At 69.4% G+C, this 15043-nt stretch carries 17 protein-coding genes; 11 read left to right on the top strand and 6 right to left on the bottom strand.

Annotation, left to right across the window (positions count from 1 at the left end; genetic code table 11):
* Positions 1–2: 2 nt before the first annotated feature.
* The 3 genes from dsbG to ACF8LI_RS10580 all read right to left on the bottom strand — a co-directional run bounded on the left by dsbG (position 3) and on the right by ACF8LI_RS10580 (position 3088).
* Positions 3–809, bottom strand: coding sequence for a thiol:disulfide interchange protein DsbG (gene dsbG / locus ACF8LI_RS10590; RefSeq protein WP_016451605.1), 807 nt, complete (start codon positions 807–809; stop codon positions 3–5).
* Positions 806–1804 (bottom strand): TlpA disulfide reductase family protein, encoded by a 999-nt coding sequence (locus tag ACF8LI_RS10585; RefSeq protein WP_160852299.1) that lies wholly within the window; start codon positions 1802–1804, stop codon positions 806–808. Before ACF8LI_RS10585 ends, dsbG begins: the two co-directional genes overlap by 4 nt.
* Before the next feature lie 84 nt (positions 1805–1888).
* Positions 1889–3088, bottom strand: coding sequence for an MFS transporter (locus tag ACF8LI_RS10580; protein ID WP_392412607.1), 1200 nt, complete (start codon positions 3086–3088; stop codon positions 1889–1891).
* Between the two features lie 145 nt (positions 3089–3233).
* Between ACF8LI_RS10580 and ACF8LI_RS10575 the strand changes: the two genes are divergently transcribed.
* From ACF8LI_RS10575 to ACF8LI_RS10540, 8 genes are all read left to right on the top strand, one after another.
* Entirely contained in the window at positions 3234–3821 is a 588-nt protein-coding gene (locus tag ACF8LI_RS10575) for a TetR/AcrR family transcriptional regulator (RefSeq protein WP_017403860.1), read from the top strand.
* Between the two features lie 150 nt (positions 3822–3971).
* Positions 3972–4634 carry a response regulator transcription factor gene (locus ACF8LI_RS10570; RefSeq protein ID WP_012206042.1) on the top strand — a complete coding sequence of 221 codons (663 nt, stop codon included), beginning with the start codon at positions 3972–3974 and terminating at the stop codon, positions 4632–4634.
* Positions 4631–6160 (top strand): ATP-binding protein, encoded by a 1530-nt coding sequence (locus tag ACF8LI_RS10565; protein WP_392412605.1) that lies wholly within the window; start codon positions 4631–4633, stop codon positions 6158–6160. Before ACF8LI_RS10570 ends, ACF8LI_RS10565 begins: the two co-directional genes overlap by 4 nt.
* Positions 6161–6350: 190 nt before the next feature.
* Positions 6351–7088 (top strand): c-type cytochrome, encoded by a 738-nt coding sequence (locus ACF8LI_RS10560; RefSeq protein WP_016446227.1) that lies wholly within the window; start codon positions 6351–6353, stop codon positions 7086–7088.
* 17 nt (positions 7089–7105) lie between these two features.
* Positions 7106–8116 carry a c-type cytochrome gene (locus ACF8LI_RS10555; RefSeq protein ID WP_034366032.1) on the top strand — a complete coding sequence of 337 codons (1011 nt, stop codon included), beginning with the start codon at positions 7106–7108 and terminating at the stop codon, positions 8114–8116.
* Between the two features lie 303 nt (positions 8117–8419).
* Entirely contained in the window at positions 8420–9040 is a 621-nt protein-coding gene (locus tag ACF8LI_RS10550) for a DUF2325 domain-containing protein (RefSeq protein ID WP_016446225.1), read from the top strand.
* Complete coding sequence (gene fur / locus ACF8LI_RS10545; protein ID WP_047327410.1) at positions 9037–9540, top strand: ferric iron uptake transcriptional regulator; 504 nt, start codon at positions 9037–9039, stop codon at positions 9538–9540. The genes ACF8LI_RS10550 and fur overlap by 4 nt, the downstream gene beginning before the upstream one ends.
* The gene (locus ACF8LI_RS10540) at positions 9537–10184 is read left to right on the top strand and encodes a nitroreductase (protein WP_392412602.1); all 648 of its coding nucleotides are present in this window, start codon (positions 9537–9539) and stop codon (positions 10182–10184) included. The genes fur and ACF8LI_RS10540 overlap by 4 nt, the downstream gene beginning before the upstream one ends.
* A gap of 67 nt (positions 10185–10251) precedes the next feature.
* Here ACF8LI_RS10540 and ACF8LI_RS10535 read toward each other — a convergent pair whose 3' ends face one another.
* Together ACF8LI_RS10535 and ACF8LI_RS10530 are read right to left on the bottom strand one after the other, a co-directional pair.
* Complete coding sequence (locus ACF8LI_RS10535; RefSeq protein ID WP_016446222.1) at positions 10252–11139, bottom strand: class I SAM-dependent methyltransferase; 888 nt, start codon at positions 11137–11139, stop codon at positions 10252–10254.
* 128 nt (positions 11140–11267) lie between these two features.
* The gene (locus ACF8LI_RS10530) at positions 11268–11774 is read right to left on the bottom strand and encodes a hypothetical protein (protein WP_026061999.1); all 507 of its coding nucleotides are present in this window, start codon (positions 11772–11774) and stop codon (positions 11268–11270) included.
* A 153-nt stretch (positions 11775–11927) separates the two neighbouring features.
* Here ACF8LI_RS10530 and ACF8LI_RS10525 point away from each other — a divergent pair, with 153 nt between their 5' ends.
* The 3 genes from ACF8LI_RS10525 (at position 11928) to ACF8LI_RS10515 (ending at position 14301) form a co-directional block, all read left to right on the top strand.
* On the top strand, positions 11928–12278 hold the full coding sequence (locus ACF8LI_RS10525; protein ID WP_016451613.1) for a hypothetical protein: 351 nt from the start codon (positions 11928–11930) through the stop codon (positions 12276–12278).
* 189 nt (positions 12279–12467) lie between these two features.
* Complete coding sequence (locus ACF8LI_RS10520) at positions 12468–13805, top strand: hemolysin family protein (RefSeq protein WP_016446219.1); 1338 nt, start codon at positions 12468–12470, stop codon at positions 13803–13805.
* Complete coding sequence (locus ACF8LI_RS10515; protein ID WP_047327407.1) at positions 13792–14301, top strand: hypothetical protein; 510 nt, start codon at positions 13792–13794, stop codon at positions 14299–14301. Before ACF8LI_RS10520 ends, ACF8LI_RS10515 begins: the two co-directional genes overlap by 14 nt.
* 180 nt (positions 14302–14481) lie before the next feature.
* Here the strand turns inward: ACF8LI_RS10515 and azu are convergent, their stop codons facing one another.
* Positions 14482–14940 carry an azurin gene (gene azu / locus ACF8LI_RS10510; RefSeq protein WP_016446217.1) on the bottom strand — a complete coding sequence of 153 codons (459 nt, stop codon included), beginning with the start codon at positions 14938–14940 and terminating at the stop codon, positions 14482–14484.
* Between the last annotated feature and the right edge of the window lie 103 nt (positions 14941–15043).

The following is a 15043-nucleotide window of genomic DNA, read 5'->3' as shown; positions in this document are numbered from 1 at the left end:
CATCATTTCCTGCCACGCGGCCCCATGACCTCTTCCAGCAGGCCCGGCGGCAGGCCGGTGCGTACCTGCACCAGCCCCTTGTCATCCTTCCAGACCAGGGCCGGCGTGGCACGCAGGCCCCAGGTGGACATCAGCGAGGCATGGCTGGCCAGCACCTGCCGCGTGGCCTGCGGCACCGGGGCCAGCGGCGTGGCGCCCGCGCCTTCTGCGCTGGCGCGGCCGGCCTTGGCATAGGCACGTGCGTGCTCGGCCAGGGCCTGCTCTGGCTGGCGCGCGGTCAGCATGGCGGCGGCCTTGCCCTCGCTGCTGGGCTTGAGGATGCCCACCAGAATGTGGCGCAACTGCACCTGGCCGCTCTCCACCCAGGGCCGGGCATCGTTCCACAGCTGGTTGCAATAGGGGCAGTTGGGGTCGGTGAACACATAGACCGTGCGCGGCGCGTCGGCGCGGCCATCCGGTATGGATTGGGCGCGCTGCACATCGCTCCACAGTTGCTCGCCCATGGGCTTTTGCACGGCGGCCTGCAGGGCCTGGGCGTTCACGTCGCGGCCCTGGGCATCGATCACCGTGCCCAGCACCCAGTGCTTGCCGTCAGGCATGCGGTAGATGGGCACGGGCTGGCGGTCGCGGTAGGCGGCCCAGGCCTTGAGTCCGCCCACGGCCGGCAGCGGTCCCACCAGGGTCAGTCCCTGCTGGGCCAGGAAATCCTCCGATGGCAGCTCGGACGCCGCAGCCGGCAGGGCCAAGGCTGCCGACAGTGCCAGGGCTCCTGCCAGTGCAGGCAGGGGGAACAGGGGGGAAGCGCTCATGAACATTCCTTCAGATGCTGGGCCAGGCTGGCGCGCGACAGCTCGCCCATGCGCATGCCGCACAGCCGGCCGTCGGCGCCATAGAAATAGGTGGAAGGCAGGCCCCGCTGGCGCCAGTGCCGGCCGGCCTGCTGCTGCGGGTCGAACAGCACCTGGGCCAGCGGCAGCGGGGCCGTCGCCTGCTCGCGCCGCAAATAGCCCATCACGGCCTCTGCCGTCTCGCCCTGGTTGATCCAGATGAAACGCACATCGGGCCGCTGCTGCTGGGCCTGGGCCAGCACCGGCATCTCGCGCCGGCAGGGCGGGCACCAGGTGGCCCAGAGGTTGATCACCATGGGCTTGCCATCGGCCTGCTGCAACTGCTGCAGAGAGACCGGCTGCGCCTGTCCGTTGACCAGGGTGAAGGCCGGCAGGGCCGGTGCATCTGCGGAGGGCAGCGCCTGCAGCAGGCTGCCCAGCACCAGCAGGGCCGCCCCCGCGCCCAGCGCCAGCCCTGTGGCGCGGCGCAGCACCGGGGAGCGGCGGCTGCGCCACAGCATGTACAGCAGCGCGGCCAGCAGGCCGGCCCACAGGTTCCATCCCCCGTCGCGGATATCGATGATGCGGCCTGCGAAGGCAGGCATCCCGCTCCAATCCCAGGGGGCCGGCGCGACCTCGGCCCACCACTGCGCGACATAGGCCAGGCGCGCCGCCAGCAGGCCGGCCAGGGTGCTTTGCCACAGCAGCGCATCCACGGCCTGGCCCGTGCGCCTTTCATTCCTGCGCGCCAGCCACTGCGCCAGCAGCCAGGCCAGCATGGCCACCACCACGCCCATCGGCAGGACCAGCGGCCCCAGCGCCAGGCTGGCAGGCAGGTGCAGCCAGGCGCCCAGCGCCGATAGCGCTGACGGCCCGCCAGGCTCTGCCGCTCCGGCAAGAACAGGCGAAGGCGCCAGCAGCAGGCCGGCAAGCAAGGGCAGGAAGGACGAAAGAAGAGGGGATGACCGGAGATGCATGGAAGGGAGTTTCAGCCATGCGGGCTGACAGGCCGTGGATGCTGGCAGCGGGGAATTAACGGGGGGTTAACGGCCTCATGGCCATCAGGCTGCGACCGGTCCATTTCGCCCAACCAATCCCATGGCCGCAGACAGCAGCAAGGCCGCAGCGGCCAAGCCGCCAGACAGCCAGAGCGTGGCGTGCAGCCCCCAGCCATCGACCAGCTGGCCGCCTGCCCATGAGCCCAGCGCAATACCGATGTTGAAGACGCCAACGTACAGCGCCGTGGCAATTTCCACGGCGCGTGGCGCAGCCTGCATCATCCAGGTCATCAGGCCCACCGATACGCCGCCGTAGGCCAGGCCCCAGACCAGCAGCACGGCGCCACCACCGGTTGGCGAGTCGCCCACGGACAGGAACAGCACAGGCGCCAGCAGCAGGCCCAGGGCGATCGCCGCCAGACTCGGCACCGTGCGGCGCGCCGCGATGATGCCCGCCAGGAAGTTGCCCGCAATGCCCGCGATGCCGTAAGCCAGCAGCAGCGCGCTCATCCATTGCGCATCGAACCCCGACACCGTCAGCAGCAGCGGGCGCACGAAGGTGAAGGACATGAAATGCCCGGCCACCAGCAGCAGCGTCAGTGCCAGCCCGGCCTGCAGCCTGCGGTTGGCCAGCTGATGACTGAATTGGCGCAGGCTGGCCGAGCCTGTGGCAGGCAGGGCGGGGAGAACGGCCATGTGCAGCGCCAGCACCAGTGCGCTGAAGCCTGCCATGCCACCGAATGCCCAGCGCCATCCCGCGAAATCGCCGATCAGCGCGCCCAGCGGCACGCCCAGCACCGAGGCCGCCGCCACGCCGCCAAAGATGATGGAGGTTGCCAGGCCCATCGACGCCTGGGGTACCAGCCGTGCCGCCAGCCCGCCCGCGATTGCCCAGATGCCGCCCATGCAAAAGCCCACCAGGACGCGCGCGGCCAGCAGCCAGATCAGCGACGGCGCCAGCGCCGAGGCCAGGTTGGCCAGCACGAGCAGGGCCAGCAGTCCGCACAGGATGCGGCGCCGGTCCATGCCGCCCGCCGCCATCACCACCAGCGGCGCGAACAGCGCGGCCAGCAGCGCCGGCAGCGAGATCATCAGGCCGGCCCTGCCCATGGAGGTGCCCAGGCTGCCAGCAATGGATGTGAGCAGGCCGACCGGCAGCATTTCCGTGGTCACCACGGAAAAGGTGGCCAGGCCCACGGCGGACACGGCCAGCCACGGGCGGCGCGCGGCGGGTTCGGGCCGCGTGGAGGAATACGAATTCATGGTCCAGATCCCTTCAAACAGGTGGGGGGGTGTTGCACCGCCGTCGCGGGACAGAGAAAATACATACGCTGCGTATGAATAGAATCCTATATACATACGAAGCGTATGTAAATAATCATGCACGCCGTATGTAAGGAGATTGGCCATGGTCCGCCGCACCCGCGCCGAGATGGAAGAAACCCGCGCCACGCTGCTGGCCACGGCCCGCAAGGCCTTTGGAGAGCAGGGCTACGCCGATGCCTCCATGGACGATCTCACCGCGCAGGTTGGCCTGACGCGGGGCGCGCTGTACCACCATTTCGGCGACAAGCAGGGCCTGCTGGCGGCCGTGGTCGAGCAGATCGATGCCGAGGTGGATGAACGCCTGAAGGCCATCACCGCCCATGCCCGGGATCCCTGGCAGGGCTTTCGCAGTCGCTGCCAGGCCTACCTGGAAATGGCGCTGGAGCCTGAAATCCAGCGCATCGTGCTGCGCGATGCGCGCGCGGCTTTGGGCGGAGCGCTGCCGCAATCGCAGCGCCACTGCATTGCGTCCATGCAGGCACTGATTGCGGACCTCATGGCGCAGGGCATCGTGGCCCGGGCCGATCCGCAGGCGCTGGCATCGCTGATCTACGGCAGCCTGGCCGAAGCGGCTTTCTGGATTGCCGAGGGCGAGGACGCCGACCTGCGGCTGGAGCGCGGCGCGGCGGCGCTGGACCTGCTGCTGGGCGGGCTGCTGGCCCGGCCCTGAGCGGGCCGCCTGGCCGCATTCTTGTGCACCCGCCTGCGAAATTCGGCACGCCGCCGCGCCAGCGCGGCAAATCTGCGATGCTCAGTCGCTTTTCGTTCCCGACTTGGATACAGACGGCGGGGCCTGGCGCCAGGCCCTGCGGACAACAACATGCATGTTCTCTTGGTGGAAGACAACGCGCTGGTGGCCAGCGGCGTGCGGGCCGGCCTGCAGCTGCAGGGCTTTGGCGTGGATACCGTGGCCTCGGCCGGGCAGGCGGATGCGGCCATCCGTTCCTCGCATTTCGATGCCTGCGTGCTGGACCTGGGCCTGCCCGACGAGGATGGCCTCTCGCTGCTGGCACGCTGGCGCGGCCAGGGCCTGCAGGTGCCCGTGCTGGTGCTGACGGCGCGCGATGCCGTGTCACAGCGCATCGAAGGCCTGCAGACCGGCGCCGACGATTACCTGGTCAAGCCCTTTGACCTGCACGAACTGGCGGCGCGCCTGCATGCGCTGCTGCGCCGCGCGGCCGGCCGCAGCGTGGACTGGATCGAGCTGGGCGAGGTGCGCATCAACCCCGCTGCCGGCCATATCCAGCGCCAGGGCCGCACCGTGGAGCTGTCGCGCCGCGAGTGGTCGCTGCTGCGCGCGCTGCTGCAGTCGCCGGGCCGCATCCTGAGTACCGAGCAACTGCGCGACAGCCTCTACGGCTACAGCCAGGACGTGGAGAGCAATGCCGTCAACGTGCATGTGCACCACCTGCGCCGCAAGCTGGGCCATGAACTGGTGGAGACGGTGCGCGGCGAGGGCTACCGCCTGGGCCTGCACCCATGATGCGCAGCCTGCGCGTGCGCCTGCTGGCATGTCTGTGCCTGGCGCTGTGCACGCTGTGGGGCGGGGTGGCGGCCTGGATGTTCTCGGACATGCGCAACGAGCTGCGCACCGTGCTGGATGACCGGCTGATCGCCTCGGCGCGCATGGTGGCAGGCATCGTCCACCAGTTCCGGCCTGCCCGGGAGCTGCCGCAGGACTGGAGCCCCATGCTCAACGTGATCGCGCGCGACGGCGTGGCCTGCGAGGTCAGCCTGGTGCGCGGCGAGGTCCAGCCCGTGCGGCCCGAATCGGCCCTGCCGCAGGTGCTGGCCAAGACCGAGGGCAGCCCCGTGTTCCCGCAGAGCATGCCGCTGGGCTTCTCGACCATCATCAAGGGGGGCAAGCCCTGGCGCACCTATGTGCTGGAGGACCACGGCGTGCGCATCGCCACGGCCGACCGCATCGATGTGCGCGAGGGCCTGGTCCACGGCTTTGCCTACACCATCGTCCTGCCCTTCGTGCTGGCGCTGCTGGCCAGCATGGGGCTGATGTGGTGGGCCGTGACCCAGGGCCTCAGGCCGCTGGAGGCCCTGCGGCGCGAGCTGGCGCACCGCCCGCCCGGCGACGATTCGCCCGTGGCCCAGGGCCTGCAGACGCGCGAGCTGGCGCCGCTGGTGGGCACGCTCAACCAGTTGCTGCACCGCGTGCGCGCGGCCATCGACCGCGAGCGCCGCTGGAGCGACGACGCGGCCCATGAGCTGCGCACGCCGCTGACCGCCATCAAGACCCATGTGCAGGTGGCGCAGATGGCGCTGGCGGCGCCCGGCATGCCTGCCGGCTTTCTGGCCGCGCCGCCTGGTTCCATGGCGCGCGATTCGCTGGCACAGGCGGGCGAGGGCGTGGAGCACCTGCAGCACACGCTGGAGCAGTTGCTGCTGCTGGCGCGGCTGGAGCAGCATGAACCGGGCGCCGCCAATGCGCTGGCCTGCGGCGATGCGCCTGCCGATGCGCTGCAGGCGCTGGACAAGGCCTGGCAACTGGCGGTGAATGCCGTGAGCGCCGGAGCACCGGCGCCGGCGCAGCGCCAATGGTTGGACACGCACCAGCAGCCCGGCAACGGCGCCTGGCCGCTGGCCATCTCCGAGCCCCTGCTGGTCTCGGCCCTGCGCAATCTGCTGGAAAACGCCCTGCGCCATGCGCCGCAGCATGCCGTGGAACTGGCGGTGCGGCCCATTGGCGCCATGCCGGGCAAGACGCAGCAGCCGGGCTCAGGCTATGTGGAGTTCACTGTGGCCGACCATGGCCCGGGGCTCAGCGCCGAGGAATGCGAAGAGGCCACGCGCCGCTTCTGGCGCAAGCGTCCCCAGGAGCATGGCAGCGGCCTGGGCCTGCCCATCGTGCAGCGCATCGCCGAATGCGCAGGCGGCTGCCTGCTGCTGCAGCCGCGCAGCCTGTGGCGGCCCGAAGAAGGCGATGCGAGCGGGCTGGTCGCACGCCTTTATCTGCCGTTGGCGGCGGGCGCCGGCGCACTGGTGCCGACGCACTGACGAGAGCGCACCGACGCCGGCGCATTAACGCCGACTTAATCTGCGCTGCGTATCGTGCCGACCTGGCTGGCCAGCCGCGCAGGCATTGCGCCGTGCGGGGGCAGCCGCAGGTATCCAGAACTGACCCTGTCCGCCGCTGCCGCGCACCTGCCGGCGCCCACGCATGGCAGGGCAACAGCCTCTTCCCACGATGAACCGCATGAACAAACAGACCCTGTCCCGGTCGTGCATCGCCATTGCTGTCGGCATCTGCATGCCGATGGGCGGCGCCTGGGCACAAGACACCTCCGCTGCGCAGGCGGCAGTGCAAGGCAACGCTGCCGCTGGCCAGAAGATCGCCCAGGCGGGCACGCCCCAGGGCGCGGCGGCCTGTGCCACCTGCCACGGCGCCAAGGGCGAGGGCATGGCGGGCTTTCCGGCCCTGGCCGGCCAGCACGCCGGCTATCTGGCGCGCCAGCTGCAGCACCTGGCCGACGGCAGCCGGCAGGCGCCCGTGATGGCGCCCATGGCCAAGGCCCTGTCGGCCCAGGACCGTGCCGACGTCTCGGCCTACTACGCCAGCCTGCCGCTGCCCATCCAGCCCGTGCGCGGCCCGCTGCCCAAGGGCAAGGACGATGACGGCGCCTGGCTGGTCGAGCGTGGCCGCTGGGCCGACGGCATTCCTGCCTGCGCCCAGTGCCATGGCCCTGGCGGCGTGGGCGTGGGAGCGGACTTCCCCGCCATCGGCCACCTGACGGCCGACTACATGCAAAGCCAGGTCGCCGCCTGGAACAAGGGCCAGCGCGAGGCCGGCCCCCTGGGCCTGATGGGCAAGATCGCCCGCAAGCTCACGCCCGAAGACATCCAGGCGGTGGCGTCCTACTACGCCCGCCTGCATGGCGCGGGCACAGCCACCGCAGCCACGGCCTCCGCGCCGGCCAAACCCTGATGGACCGGGAGCCGATCATGTCCGACACACCACGCAATCCCGCCCCCGGCAGTTCCAACACCGCCGAATACATCGTCGTTGCCTGCCTGTTCGCCGGTCTGGCGGGCACACTCGCCTATGGCATGTACGTCAGCCGTCCAGCCCGGCCCGACGTGCCGGTCAACGTGGCCGCCGCACCCGCCGCACCCGCTGCTGTCCCCGCAAAGCCCGATGCCCAGCCCGTTCAGGGGGCTGCCGACGGCGCAGCCTTCACGCCGCCCGGTGCCCGCGACATTCCGGACACCCCCATGGGCGAGTGGATCCGCCGTGGCGAGGCCATCTTCCTGCGCACGCCGGCCAACGCCGTGGGCTTTTCGGGCAACACCCTCAACTGCGTGAACTGCCACCTGGACGCAGGCCGGCTCAAGGGCGCCGCACCCATGTGGGGTGCCTACCCGCTGTACCCGGCCTACCGCAAGAAGACCAACCACGTGGACACCTTCGCCGAGCGCGTGCGCGGCTGCTTCATGTACAGCATGAACGGCAAGGCCCCCGACGACGGCCACGACATCCTCGTGGCGCTGGAGGCCTATGCCTACTGGATGGCACAGAAGGCGCCCACGGGCGAGAAGCTGCCGGGCGCGGGCTTCACCAAGGTGGGCAAGGCCGCGCAGGAGCCCAGCTTCGAGCGCGGCGCCAAGGTGTACGAGGCCAAGTGCGCCCTGTGCCACGGCGCGCAGGGCCAGGGCCAGGAAGCGGGCGGCGTGACCGTGTTCCCGCCTCTGTGGGGCAAGCAGTCCTACAACTGGGGCGCGGGCACGCACGAAGTGGACAAGGCCGCCAGCTTCATCAAGGGCAACATGCCCTACGGCAACCCCACGCTGGATGACCAGGAGGCCTGGGACGTGGCCACCTACATCAACAGCATGGAGCGCCCCCAGGACCCGCGCTTCACCGGCAACGTGGCCGACACGCGCAAGCAGTTCCACGACAACCCGTACTCGCTGTACGGCACCGAGGTCAACGGGCGGCTGCTCAAGGGTCTTTGAGCGGATCGGACAGGCAACGGCAGGCCGGGCGCAGGCCTGCGTTGCTGCAAGGGACAGGGCGCTGACAGCCGCCCTGCATGCGCATCTGCGCCGGTGCGGCCTTTGCACCAGACGGCGTACGGTCATCGGTTTGACGGCCGGCATTTCATGATTTAATAAGAATCATTCTCACTGATTTGCCGACGCATCCGGCTTGCACCGCAGCACACCGCCTTGCCGGCAAGCCCGGCCCGTGCCGCACAGGGCCATGCGCAAAGGCCTTCGCGCGACCGCCGCGCGATGCTCAGGTTTGCCGAGGAAACCATGACCCAGACCTTGGACGACATTCAGCAGCTGGCGCACGAGCACCAGGTGCTGCTGCGTGGCTACGGCCACGCCCAGTTGCGCAGCAGCGAGCTGCTGTGCCTTCAAGCCCAGGAAATAGAGAGGCTGCAAAGGCTGGTGATCCGCCAGCGCGCGGCCTTGATGGCCAAGGAAACCCAGCTGCTGTGGGCGCGCGAGGAGCGCGAGGCGCTGGAGAAGGCCATTCCCGGCCTCTCGCGCCGCGTCACGCTGGCGCGGCGCGTGGAGTCGCTGCTGGTGCGCGTGCAGGACCTGTTGCGCGAGCGCGCACGCTGGCAGCGCCAATCGGCCGCGCCCCTGGCGCAGCCCGCCGTGCCTGCAGCGGGCGCGCATGCGCGGGAGCCCGAACAGGACGCCGAGGCCTTCGAGGCCAGCCTGCGCGAGGCCGACCTGGTGATCTGCCAGACCGGCTGCCTGAGCCACGGCGAGTACTGGCGCGTGCAGGACCATTGCCAGCGCACGGGCAAGACCTGCGTGCTGGTGGAGCAGCCCGATGCGCTGCGCATCGTCCGCATACACCGGGGCGCCGACGGCGGCGACAACCCCGCCATGACGCTGAGCCACGGAGACACGACCGCATGACACGCAGCAAGATGCCCCTGAGCCCGGGTGGCGAACCCGAACTGCGCAGCGTGGGCCTGAAGGCCACGCTGCCGCGCATGCAGGTGCTGGAAATCTTCAGGCAGAGCGCATCGCGCCACCTGCATGCAGAGGACGTGTTCCGCCTGCTGGCCGAGCGGCGTGCCGAAGTGGGCCTGGCCACCATCTACCGCGTGCTGTCGCAGCTGGAGGCGGCGGGCCTGCTGCTGCGCCAGACCTTTGAAAGCGGCAAGGCCGTCTTCGAGCTCAACGAGGGCCCGCACCATGACCACCTGATCTGCCTGCAGTGCGGACGCGTGGATGAATTCAGCAACGACCACATCGAGGCGCTGCAGCACCAGGTGGCCCAGGCCCACGGCTACCGCCTGGCCGACCACCGCCTGGCCCTGTACGGCCATTGCAGCGCGTGCTCGCAGCTGCCACCCGAATCACCGGCACAGCCCGAGCAGGCAAGACAGCCTGCGCTGCAGGACAACGAATGAGCACCGACGACAGATCCCTGACCCCCGAGCAGCGCGCCGCCCTGGACCTGCTGATGTCGCGCCAGTCGCGCTGGCCGCTGCAGGACCCGGCGCCGGGCGCAGGCGTGATCGACACCGTCATCGACGCTGCACTGCGCGCCCCCGACCACGGGCAGCTGCGGCCCTGGCGCTTCGTGCTGGTGCAGGGCGATGCGCGCCATGCGCTGGGCGAGGTGTTCGTGCAGGCCGCCAGGGCGCGCGACCCGCAGGCCGACGCCGAGCGCTTCCGCGCCAAGGCCTTGTCCGCCCCGCTGATCATTGCGCTGGGCGTGCACCTGCAGCCCGAGCACAAGGTGCCAGAGAGCGAGCAACTGCTGGCTGGTGGCGCTGCCGCCATGAACATGCTCAACGCCCTGCATATCCTGGGCTTTGGCGGCTTCTGGGCCAGCGGCGCCAACAGCCACGATGCGCGCGTGCGCGAGGCCCTGGGATTCGAGCCCCATGACCGGCTCGTCGGCCTGCTGTATGTGGGCACGCCCGTCTCGGCCGGCCGCGAAGCCCTGCGGCCGCCGCGCAACCGCTTTGTGCGCGAATGGCAGCCCGGGAAAGACCTGGTGCAAGGCCTGGCCCTGGCCCTGTCCGCCAGCGCGGCCGACGCAGGCTGATCCTGCTTCCTTCAAGCAAAGATGCCCGGCTTGACCGGGCATCTTTCGTTGCGGCTGCGCAATCGGCCTAAGCCGCCGTCTCGACCGACTTCAGCTGGTAGATGGCATAGAAGTGCACGCCAAAGGTCCAGCGGAATGCCGGCCCCACCAGCGAGTAGGGCGGGCCGTAGCCTTCCATCACCTGGTGCGCGGCCACCAGCTGCAGGCGGGGATGGGCTTGCGCCAGATCGGCCTCGCGGCGCAGGCCCCAATGGAACTGGGCCTGGGTGAGCCGGACCGAAGGGTGCTGGCTTGCGCGCCCGGCCGCCAGCCAGCACATGGCGTCGAACACCAGCTCCGAGCCCGGCGGGCTGCGTTGCGCAAACGTGGTCCACAGCGCCTGCATCTGCTCTGGCTGCAGGTACATGGAAACGCCCTCGGCCATCATGAACACCGCAGGCCCGGACCTGTCGGCTGGCAGTCCCAGCCGCTGCCACCAGTCGGCATCGGCCAGGTCGAATTCGCGGATCTCCTGGCGCTCCGATTGCCGGGGCAGCAGCTGCCTGCGCAGCGCGGTCACCGGTCCCAGGTCCGCATCCGTCATGTGCATCTGCCCGTTGTCCAGCCATTGGAAATAGTCGCTGAGGCCGCAGCCCAGGTTCACCACATGGCCCTGCGGCTGGCGCTGCAAGAAGTCCTGCGCCAGCGCGCGAAAGCAGTGCGTGCGCGCCAGCACGCCGTAGATGCTCTGCCGGTCCTGCAGCCACCGGCTGCCGTCGTCGCCCAGCTGGGTCAGGGTGTCCAAGGCGTGGGCGTCACTGACGGCCATGCCGGGAAACAGCCGCTCGCCCAGGGCGCGTGCGGCCAGTGGAATGCGCAAGGTCTCGCTGACATCGGACAGTTTTTCCTGGCGTGGCGAGGAGGGCTGCGCGTCGGGCAAGGCCGTTGCGGCCGTCGGGGCAAGAGATTCGGGCATGGCGGGCTCCTGTGCGTTGCCGGCCGGGGCGGGCGGCATCCACCTTCCATGAATTGCTTCAAGGGCTGATACCCATATTAGGGCCTGTTCGCACGAATGCAGGCAACCCGAAGGGAAGCTGCCTGCCATCAATCCTTGTTCACCTTGTGGTCCTCGCCCTTGGCCTGTTCCATGGCCTCGGGCTCCAGCTCCTCGGCGGAGCGGTTGAGGTGGATGAAGGCACCCCAGCCCAGCAGCAGGACACCCACGGCGCTGACCAGGGCGGCGGGATAGAGCAGGTGGGCCGGCTCTTCCTGCGTCTTGAAGGCAGCGACCAGGGCTTCGACGGCCAGGGCCACGACCAGCACCACCAGAAAGCGCGAGAGAAACCGGCGCACGCGCGTGGGGCCGCTGATATGGGCCTCGCGTATGACCTCCTCTTCGGTGATGGTCTGGGCGATCTGCAGCGCGACCACGCCCGAGGCCAGAATGCCCAGCGCCTCGACGATGCGCAGGCCCGAATCGCCATCCACGCCATGCGCCATGGCGTTCCAGCCCTTGAGGCCTGCAATCCACAGCAGGGCGATGGCCGCCAGCGAAAACAGCAGGGCGATGAGCGCGTGCACGACGGTGAAAAGGGTATGGAGTGCTTTCATGGCAAAGGGCGGAGAGTGGGCCGTGGCGCATGTTTCCACGGCGCCGGCGCGCCGCTTGTAGGAAACGGCGAACAGCCGTGGACAGTGGCAGGCAGCGGTGGGCAGGCGCGGTGCCTGCCCGCGGGTGCGGCGCATGGATAAAATCCCCGGACCATGTCCAGATGGTTCATCGTGGCTTTTTCCCTGCACTTCGTCGTCAGCGTGGCCTTGTCCACGCTGGGGCTTGTGCCATGGCGGGCCCTGCCGGGGGCCGCTTGCGAGCCGGCCGGCGCCGCCTGCGCCAGCGTGCAGCGCACGGCAGCGCCGCTGGTGGACACGGCCTCCCTGCTCGATGACTTCGACCATGCGCTGATGGACGATCAGCAGGACCTCCCCGATGTCATGCATGCCGTCGATGGCGTGGATGCCCCCCGGCTGCAGGCCGATCGCCATGTCGCCAGCAGCCTTCGCGAAGGACCGTGGCGCAGCCTGGCCCCGCCCGACCGGCCTCCCCGGGCGGCCTGATCCCCTTTGCGACCTGCCGGGGCCGTTGGCTCCTCCGGGTCGGCGCATGCGGCATCCACGCCGTTCGCCGGGTCCTGTCCGGCATGCCCCGTCTGCGGGGCTGGCCTATCGCTTCCAATCTCTCCGGACCCAGCGCAGCATGGGCCCTTTTTGCCGCAGCGGCGGCTCCCGGTTCCCAGAACAAGCATCATGGAAATTGCCATTCTTTTTGCGCTGATCCTGCTCAATGGCGTCTTCGCCATGTCCGAGATCGCGCTGGTGACGGCGCGCAAGGCTCGCCTGCAAAAACTCATAGACGAGGGGGACGCCGGCGCCGCCGCAGCCGCCCAGCTGGGGGCAGACCCCACGCGTTTCCTGTCCACCATCCAGATCGGCATCACCTCCATCGGCGTGCTCAACGGTATCGTCGGCGAGGCCGCGCTGGCCGCTCCCCTGGCCGAGTGGCTGCAGCGCCTGGGCGTGCCCGCGCCCTATGGCGGCTACACGGCCACGGCGCTGGTGGTGGTGCTGATCACCTATTTCTCCATCGTCGTCGGCGAGCTGGTGCCCAAGCGCATCGGCCAGACCTATCCCGAGACCTTTGCGCGCCTGATCGCACGCCCAGTCAACTGGCTGGCCCATCTGACCAAGCCCTTCGTGGTGCTGCTGTCCGTGTCCACCCATGCGCTGCTGCGCCTGCTGGGCGTCAAGGAAAACAGCGGCAGCGCCGTCACGGAGGAAGAGATCCACGCCATGCTGGCCGAAGGCACGACGGCCGGCGTCATCGAATCGCACGAGCACACCATGGTGCGCAACGTGTTCCGCCTTGACGACCGCCAGATCGGCTCGCTGATGGTGCCGCGCAGCGACGTGGTCTGCCTGGATGCCGATGCGCCGTTCGAGGACAACCTGCGCGTGATCGAGCAGTCCGACCACGCGCGCTTTCCCGTGGTGCGCGGCGGCATGGACTCCATCATCGGCGTGCTCAACGCGCGCCAGTGGCTGTCGCGCGCGCTGCAGGGCAAGGATCAGGGCCTGACCGACCAGCCCATGCAGACCGCGCTCTATGTGCCCGAGACCATCACCGGCATGGAGCTGCTGGAGAGCTTTCGGCTGTCCGACGTGCACATGGCCTTCGTGATCGACGAGTACGGCGAGGTCCAGGGCATCGTCACCCTGCAGGACCTGGTGGAGGCCATCACGGGCGAATTCCAGCCCCGCGATCCGCGCAACTCCTGGGCGCTGCAGCGCGAGGACGGCAGCTGGCTGCTGGACGGCCACATCCCCGTGCCCGAGCTCAAGGACCGGCTGGAGCTGGCCACCGTGCCCGAGGAAGAGCGCGGCCGCTACCACACGCTGGCCGGCATGGTCATGCTGCTCACGGGCCGGCTGCCGCGTGTCACCGACACCGTGCAATGGGAAGGCTGGCGCTTCGAGGTGGTGGACATGGACGGCAAGGCCATCGACAAGGTGCTGGCCATGCGCGTGGACGTGTCGCTGCAGGTGCCCGGCGACGAAGACGCAGGAGCAGCCCATGCACCGCGTTGAACGAAGGGCCCCGCGCTGCGCCTGGAAACTGCTGGCATGCGCGGCGGCCGTGGTCTTCATGGCCGCCTGCCTGGACGGCGTGCAGGGCTACCCGCAGCAGCAGGCGCCCATCATCAGCCCCTACGACATGACGCAGGAGCAGCGGCTTGCCGAAATGAACGCCATGGGCGCGGCCGGCCATGCCGACCACCGCTGGACCTACGAACTTCGCCCCGGCTGCGTGCTGCGCGTGGACCTGGACGGCCCGCAAGGCCCGCGCCCTTCCCTCGATATCGCCCTGCTGGGCAGCGTGGTGGCCGTCACGGCCCAGCGTGAACGCGGCAGTTTCCGCGTGGAGCTGCAGCCCGGCGACGGCCTGCAGTCGGCACGGTCCCTGGTGCTGGAAAGCACCAAATGGGCCGACGCCAGCTGGACCCAGCTGCTGCTGCGCCTGATGCAAAAGGGTTGCATGGAAATGCAGGGCCGCCCGCACGGCAGGACCGCCAGCCGGCACTGAGAGGCAGCGCACAACGGCACGGATCGGCATGCATCGGCAGGAACCAGCAGGGACCGGCAGGCCAGGCAAGCGTGGCTTGCCCGGCCCCGCAAATGTGAGGGGCGGAAACGACAAGCGGCACCGAAGTGCCGCCGGGTAGGGCGCGGGGCGCAAGGTCCCGGGCCAGGGCAGATCGCCGGCTTACTTGGCCAGCGTCAGCGTGCCCTTCATCAGCGCGGAATGGCCGGGGAAGGAGCAAAAGTAGCTGTAGGCCTCGCCCGCCTTCAGGGCAGCGGTGGAGAAGGTCACGGAGTCGGTCTCGCCGCCGCCGATCACCTTGGTGTGGGCGATCACGCGGGCGTCCTTGTCCTTCACGAAGTCCTTGGCGGCGCCGGCGGCGATGCCGTCATTGGCCACGGGCTGCAGGTCGGCCGTCTTGCTCAGTACCCAGTTGTGGCCCATGGCCGTCTTGGGCAGCTTGCCCACGTGCTTGAGCTTGACCGTGAACTGCTTGCAGCTGGCGGGCACGCTGATGGTGGGCTTGTTGAACTGCATGGCGTCATTGCCTTCGATCTCGACGGCGCAGTCGGCGGCCAGCACAGGTGCGGCGACGGCAGTCATTGCGAGGGCCAAGAGGACGGGTTTCCATTGCATTGCCATTGTTTTCTCCTTGAAAAGCGGGTGAGGTGGCTGGCATCCGGTGGCCATGGACCGGCAGGCGGTCTGTCGCCATGGATGCTTTGTATGGCTGCCTCCAGCATAG

The sequence above is a fragment of the Delftia sp. WSY_12 genome (genome assembly GCF_043104645.1).
GTDB lineage: Bacteria > Pseudomonadota > Gammaproteobacteria > Burkholderiales > Burkholderiaceae_C > Comamonas > Comamonas tsuruhatensis.
Note: the sequence above shows the minus strand (reverse complement) of the source record. Positions and strands in the feature narration are given on the sequence as shown.

What these genes read in the sequence shown, in the direction of transcription:
- dsbG (WP_016451605.1), bottom strand. Translation starts at nt 809, where the DNA reads ATGAGCGCTTCCCCCCTGTTCCCCCTGCCTGCACTGGCAGGAGCCCTG.
- ACF8LI_RS10585 (WP_160852299.1), bottom strand. Translation starts at nt 1,804, where the DNA reads ATGCATCTCCGGTCATCCCCTCTTCTTTCGTCCTTCCTGCCCTTGCTT.
- ACF8LI_RS10580 (WP_392412607.1), bottom strand. Translation starts at nt 3,088, where the DNA reads ATGAATTCGTATTCCTCCACGCGGCCCGAACCCGCCGCGCGCCGCCCG.
- ACF8LI_RS10575 (WP_017403860.1), top strand. Translation starts at nt 3,234, where the DNA reads ATGGTCCGCCGCACCCGCGCCGAGATGGAAGAAACCCGCGCCACGCTG.
- ACF8LI_RS10570 (WP_012206042.1), top strand. Translation starts at nt 3,972, where the DNA reads ATGCATGTTCTCTTGGTGGAAGACAACGCGCTGGTGGCCAGCGGCGTG.
- ACF8LI_RS10565 (WP_392412605.1), top strand. Translation starts at nt 4,631, where the DNA reads ATGATGCGCAGCCTGCGCGTGCGCCTGCTGGCATGTCTGTGCCTGGCG.
- ACF8LI_RS10560 (WP_016446227.1), top strand. Translation starts at nt 6,351, where the DNA reads ATGAACCGCATGAACAAACAGACCCTGTCCCGGTCGTGCATCGCCATT.
- ACF8LI_RS10555 (WP_034366032.1), top strand. Translation starts at nt 7,106, where the DNA reads ATGTCCGACACACCACGCAATCCCGCCCCCGGCAGTTCCAACACCGCC.
- ACF8LI_RS10550 (WP_016446225.1), top strand. Translation starts at nt 8,420, where the DNA reads ATGACCCAGACCTTGGACGACATTCAGCAGCTGGCGCACGAGCACCAG.
- fur (WP_047327410.1), top strand. Translation starts at nt 9,037, where the DNA reads ATGACACGCAGCAAGATGCCCCTGAGCCCGGGTGGCGAACCCGAACTG.
- ACF8LI_RS10540 (WP_392412602.1), top strand. Translation starts at nt 9,537, where the DNA reads ATGAGCACCGACGACAGATCCCTGACCCCCGAGCAGCGCGCCGCCCTG.
- ACF8LI_RS10535 (WP_016446222.1), bottom strand. Translation starts at nt 11,139, where the DNA reads ATGCCCGAATCTCTTGCCCCGACGGCCGCAACGGCCTTGCCCGACGCG.
- ACF8LI_RS10530 (WP_026061999.1), bottom strand. Translation starts at nt 11,774, where the DNA reads ATGAAAGCACTCCATACCCTTTTCACCGTCGTGCACGCGCTCATCGCC.
- ACF8LI_RS10525 (WP_016451613.1), top strand. Translation starts at nt 11,928, where the DNA reads ATGTCCAGATGGTTCATCGTGGCTTTTTCCCTGCACTTCGTCGTCAGC.
- ACF8LI_RS10520 (WP_016446219.1), top strand. Translation starts at nt 12,468, where the DNA reads ATGGAAATTGCCATTCTTTTTGCGCTGATCCTGCTCAATGGCGTCTTC.
- ACF8LI_RS10515 (WP_047327407.1), top strand. Translation starts at nt 13,792, where the DNA reads ATGCACCGCGTTGAACGAAGGGCCCCGCGCTGCGCCTGGAAACTGCTG.
- azu (WP_016446217.1), bottom strand. Translation starts at nt 14,940, where the DNA reads ATGGCAATGCAATGGAAACCCGTCCTCTTGGCCCTCGCAATGACTGCC.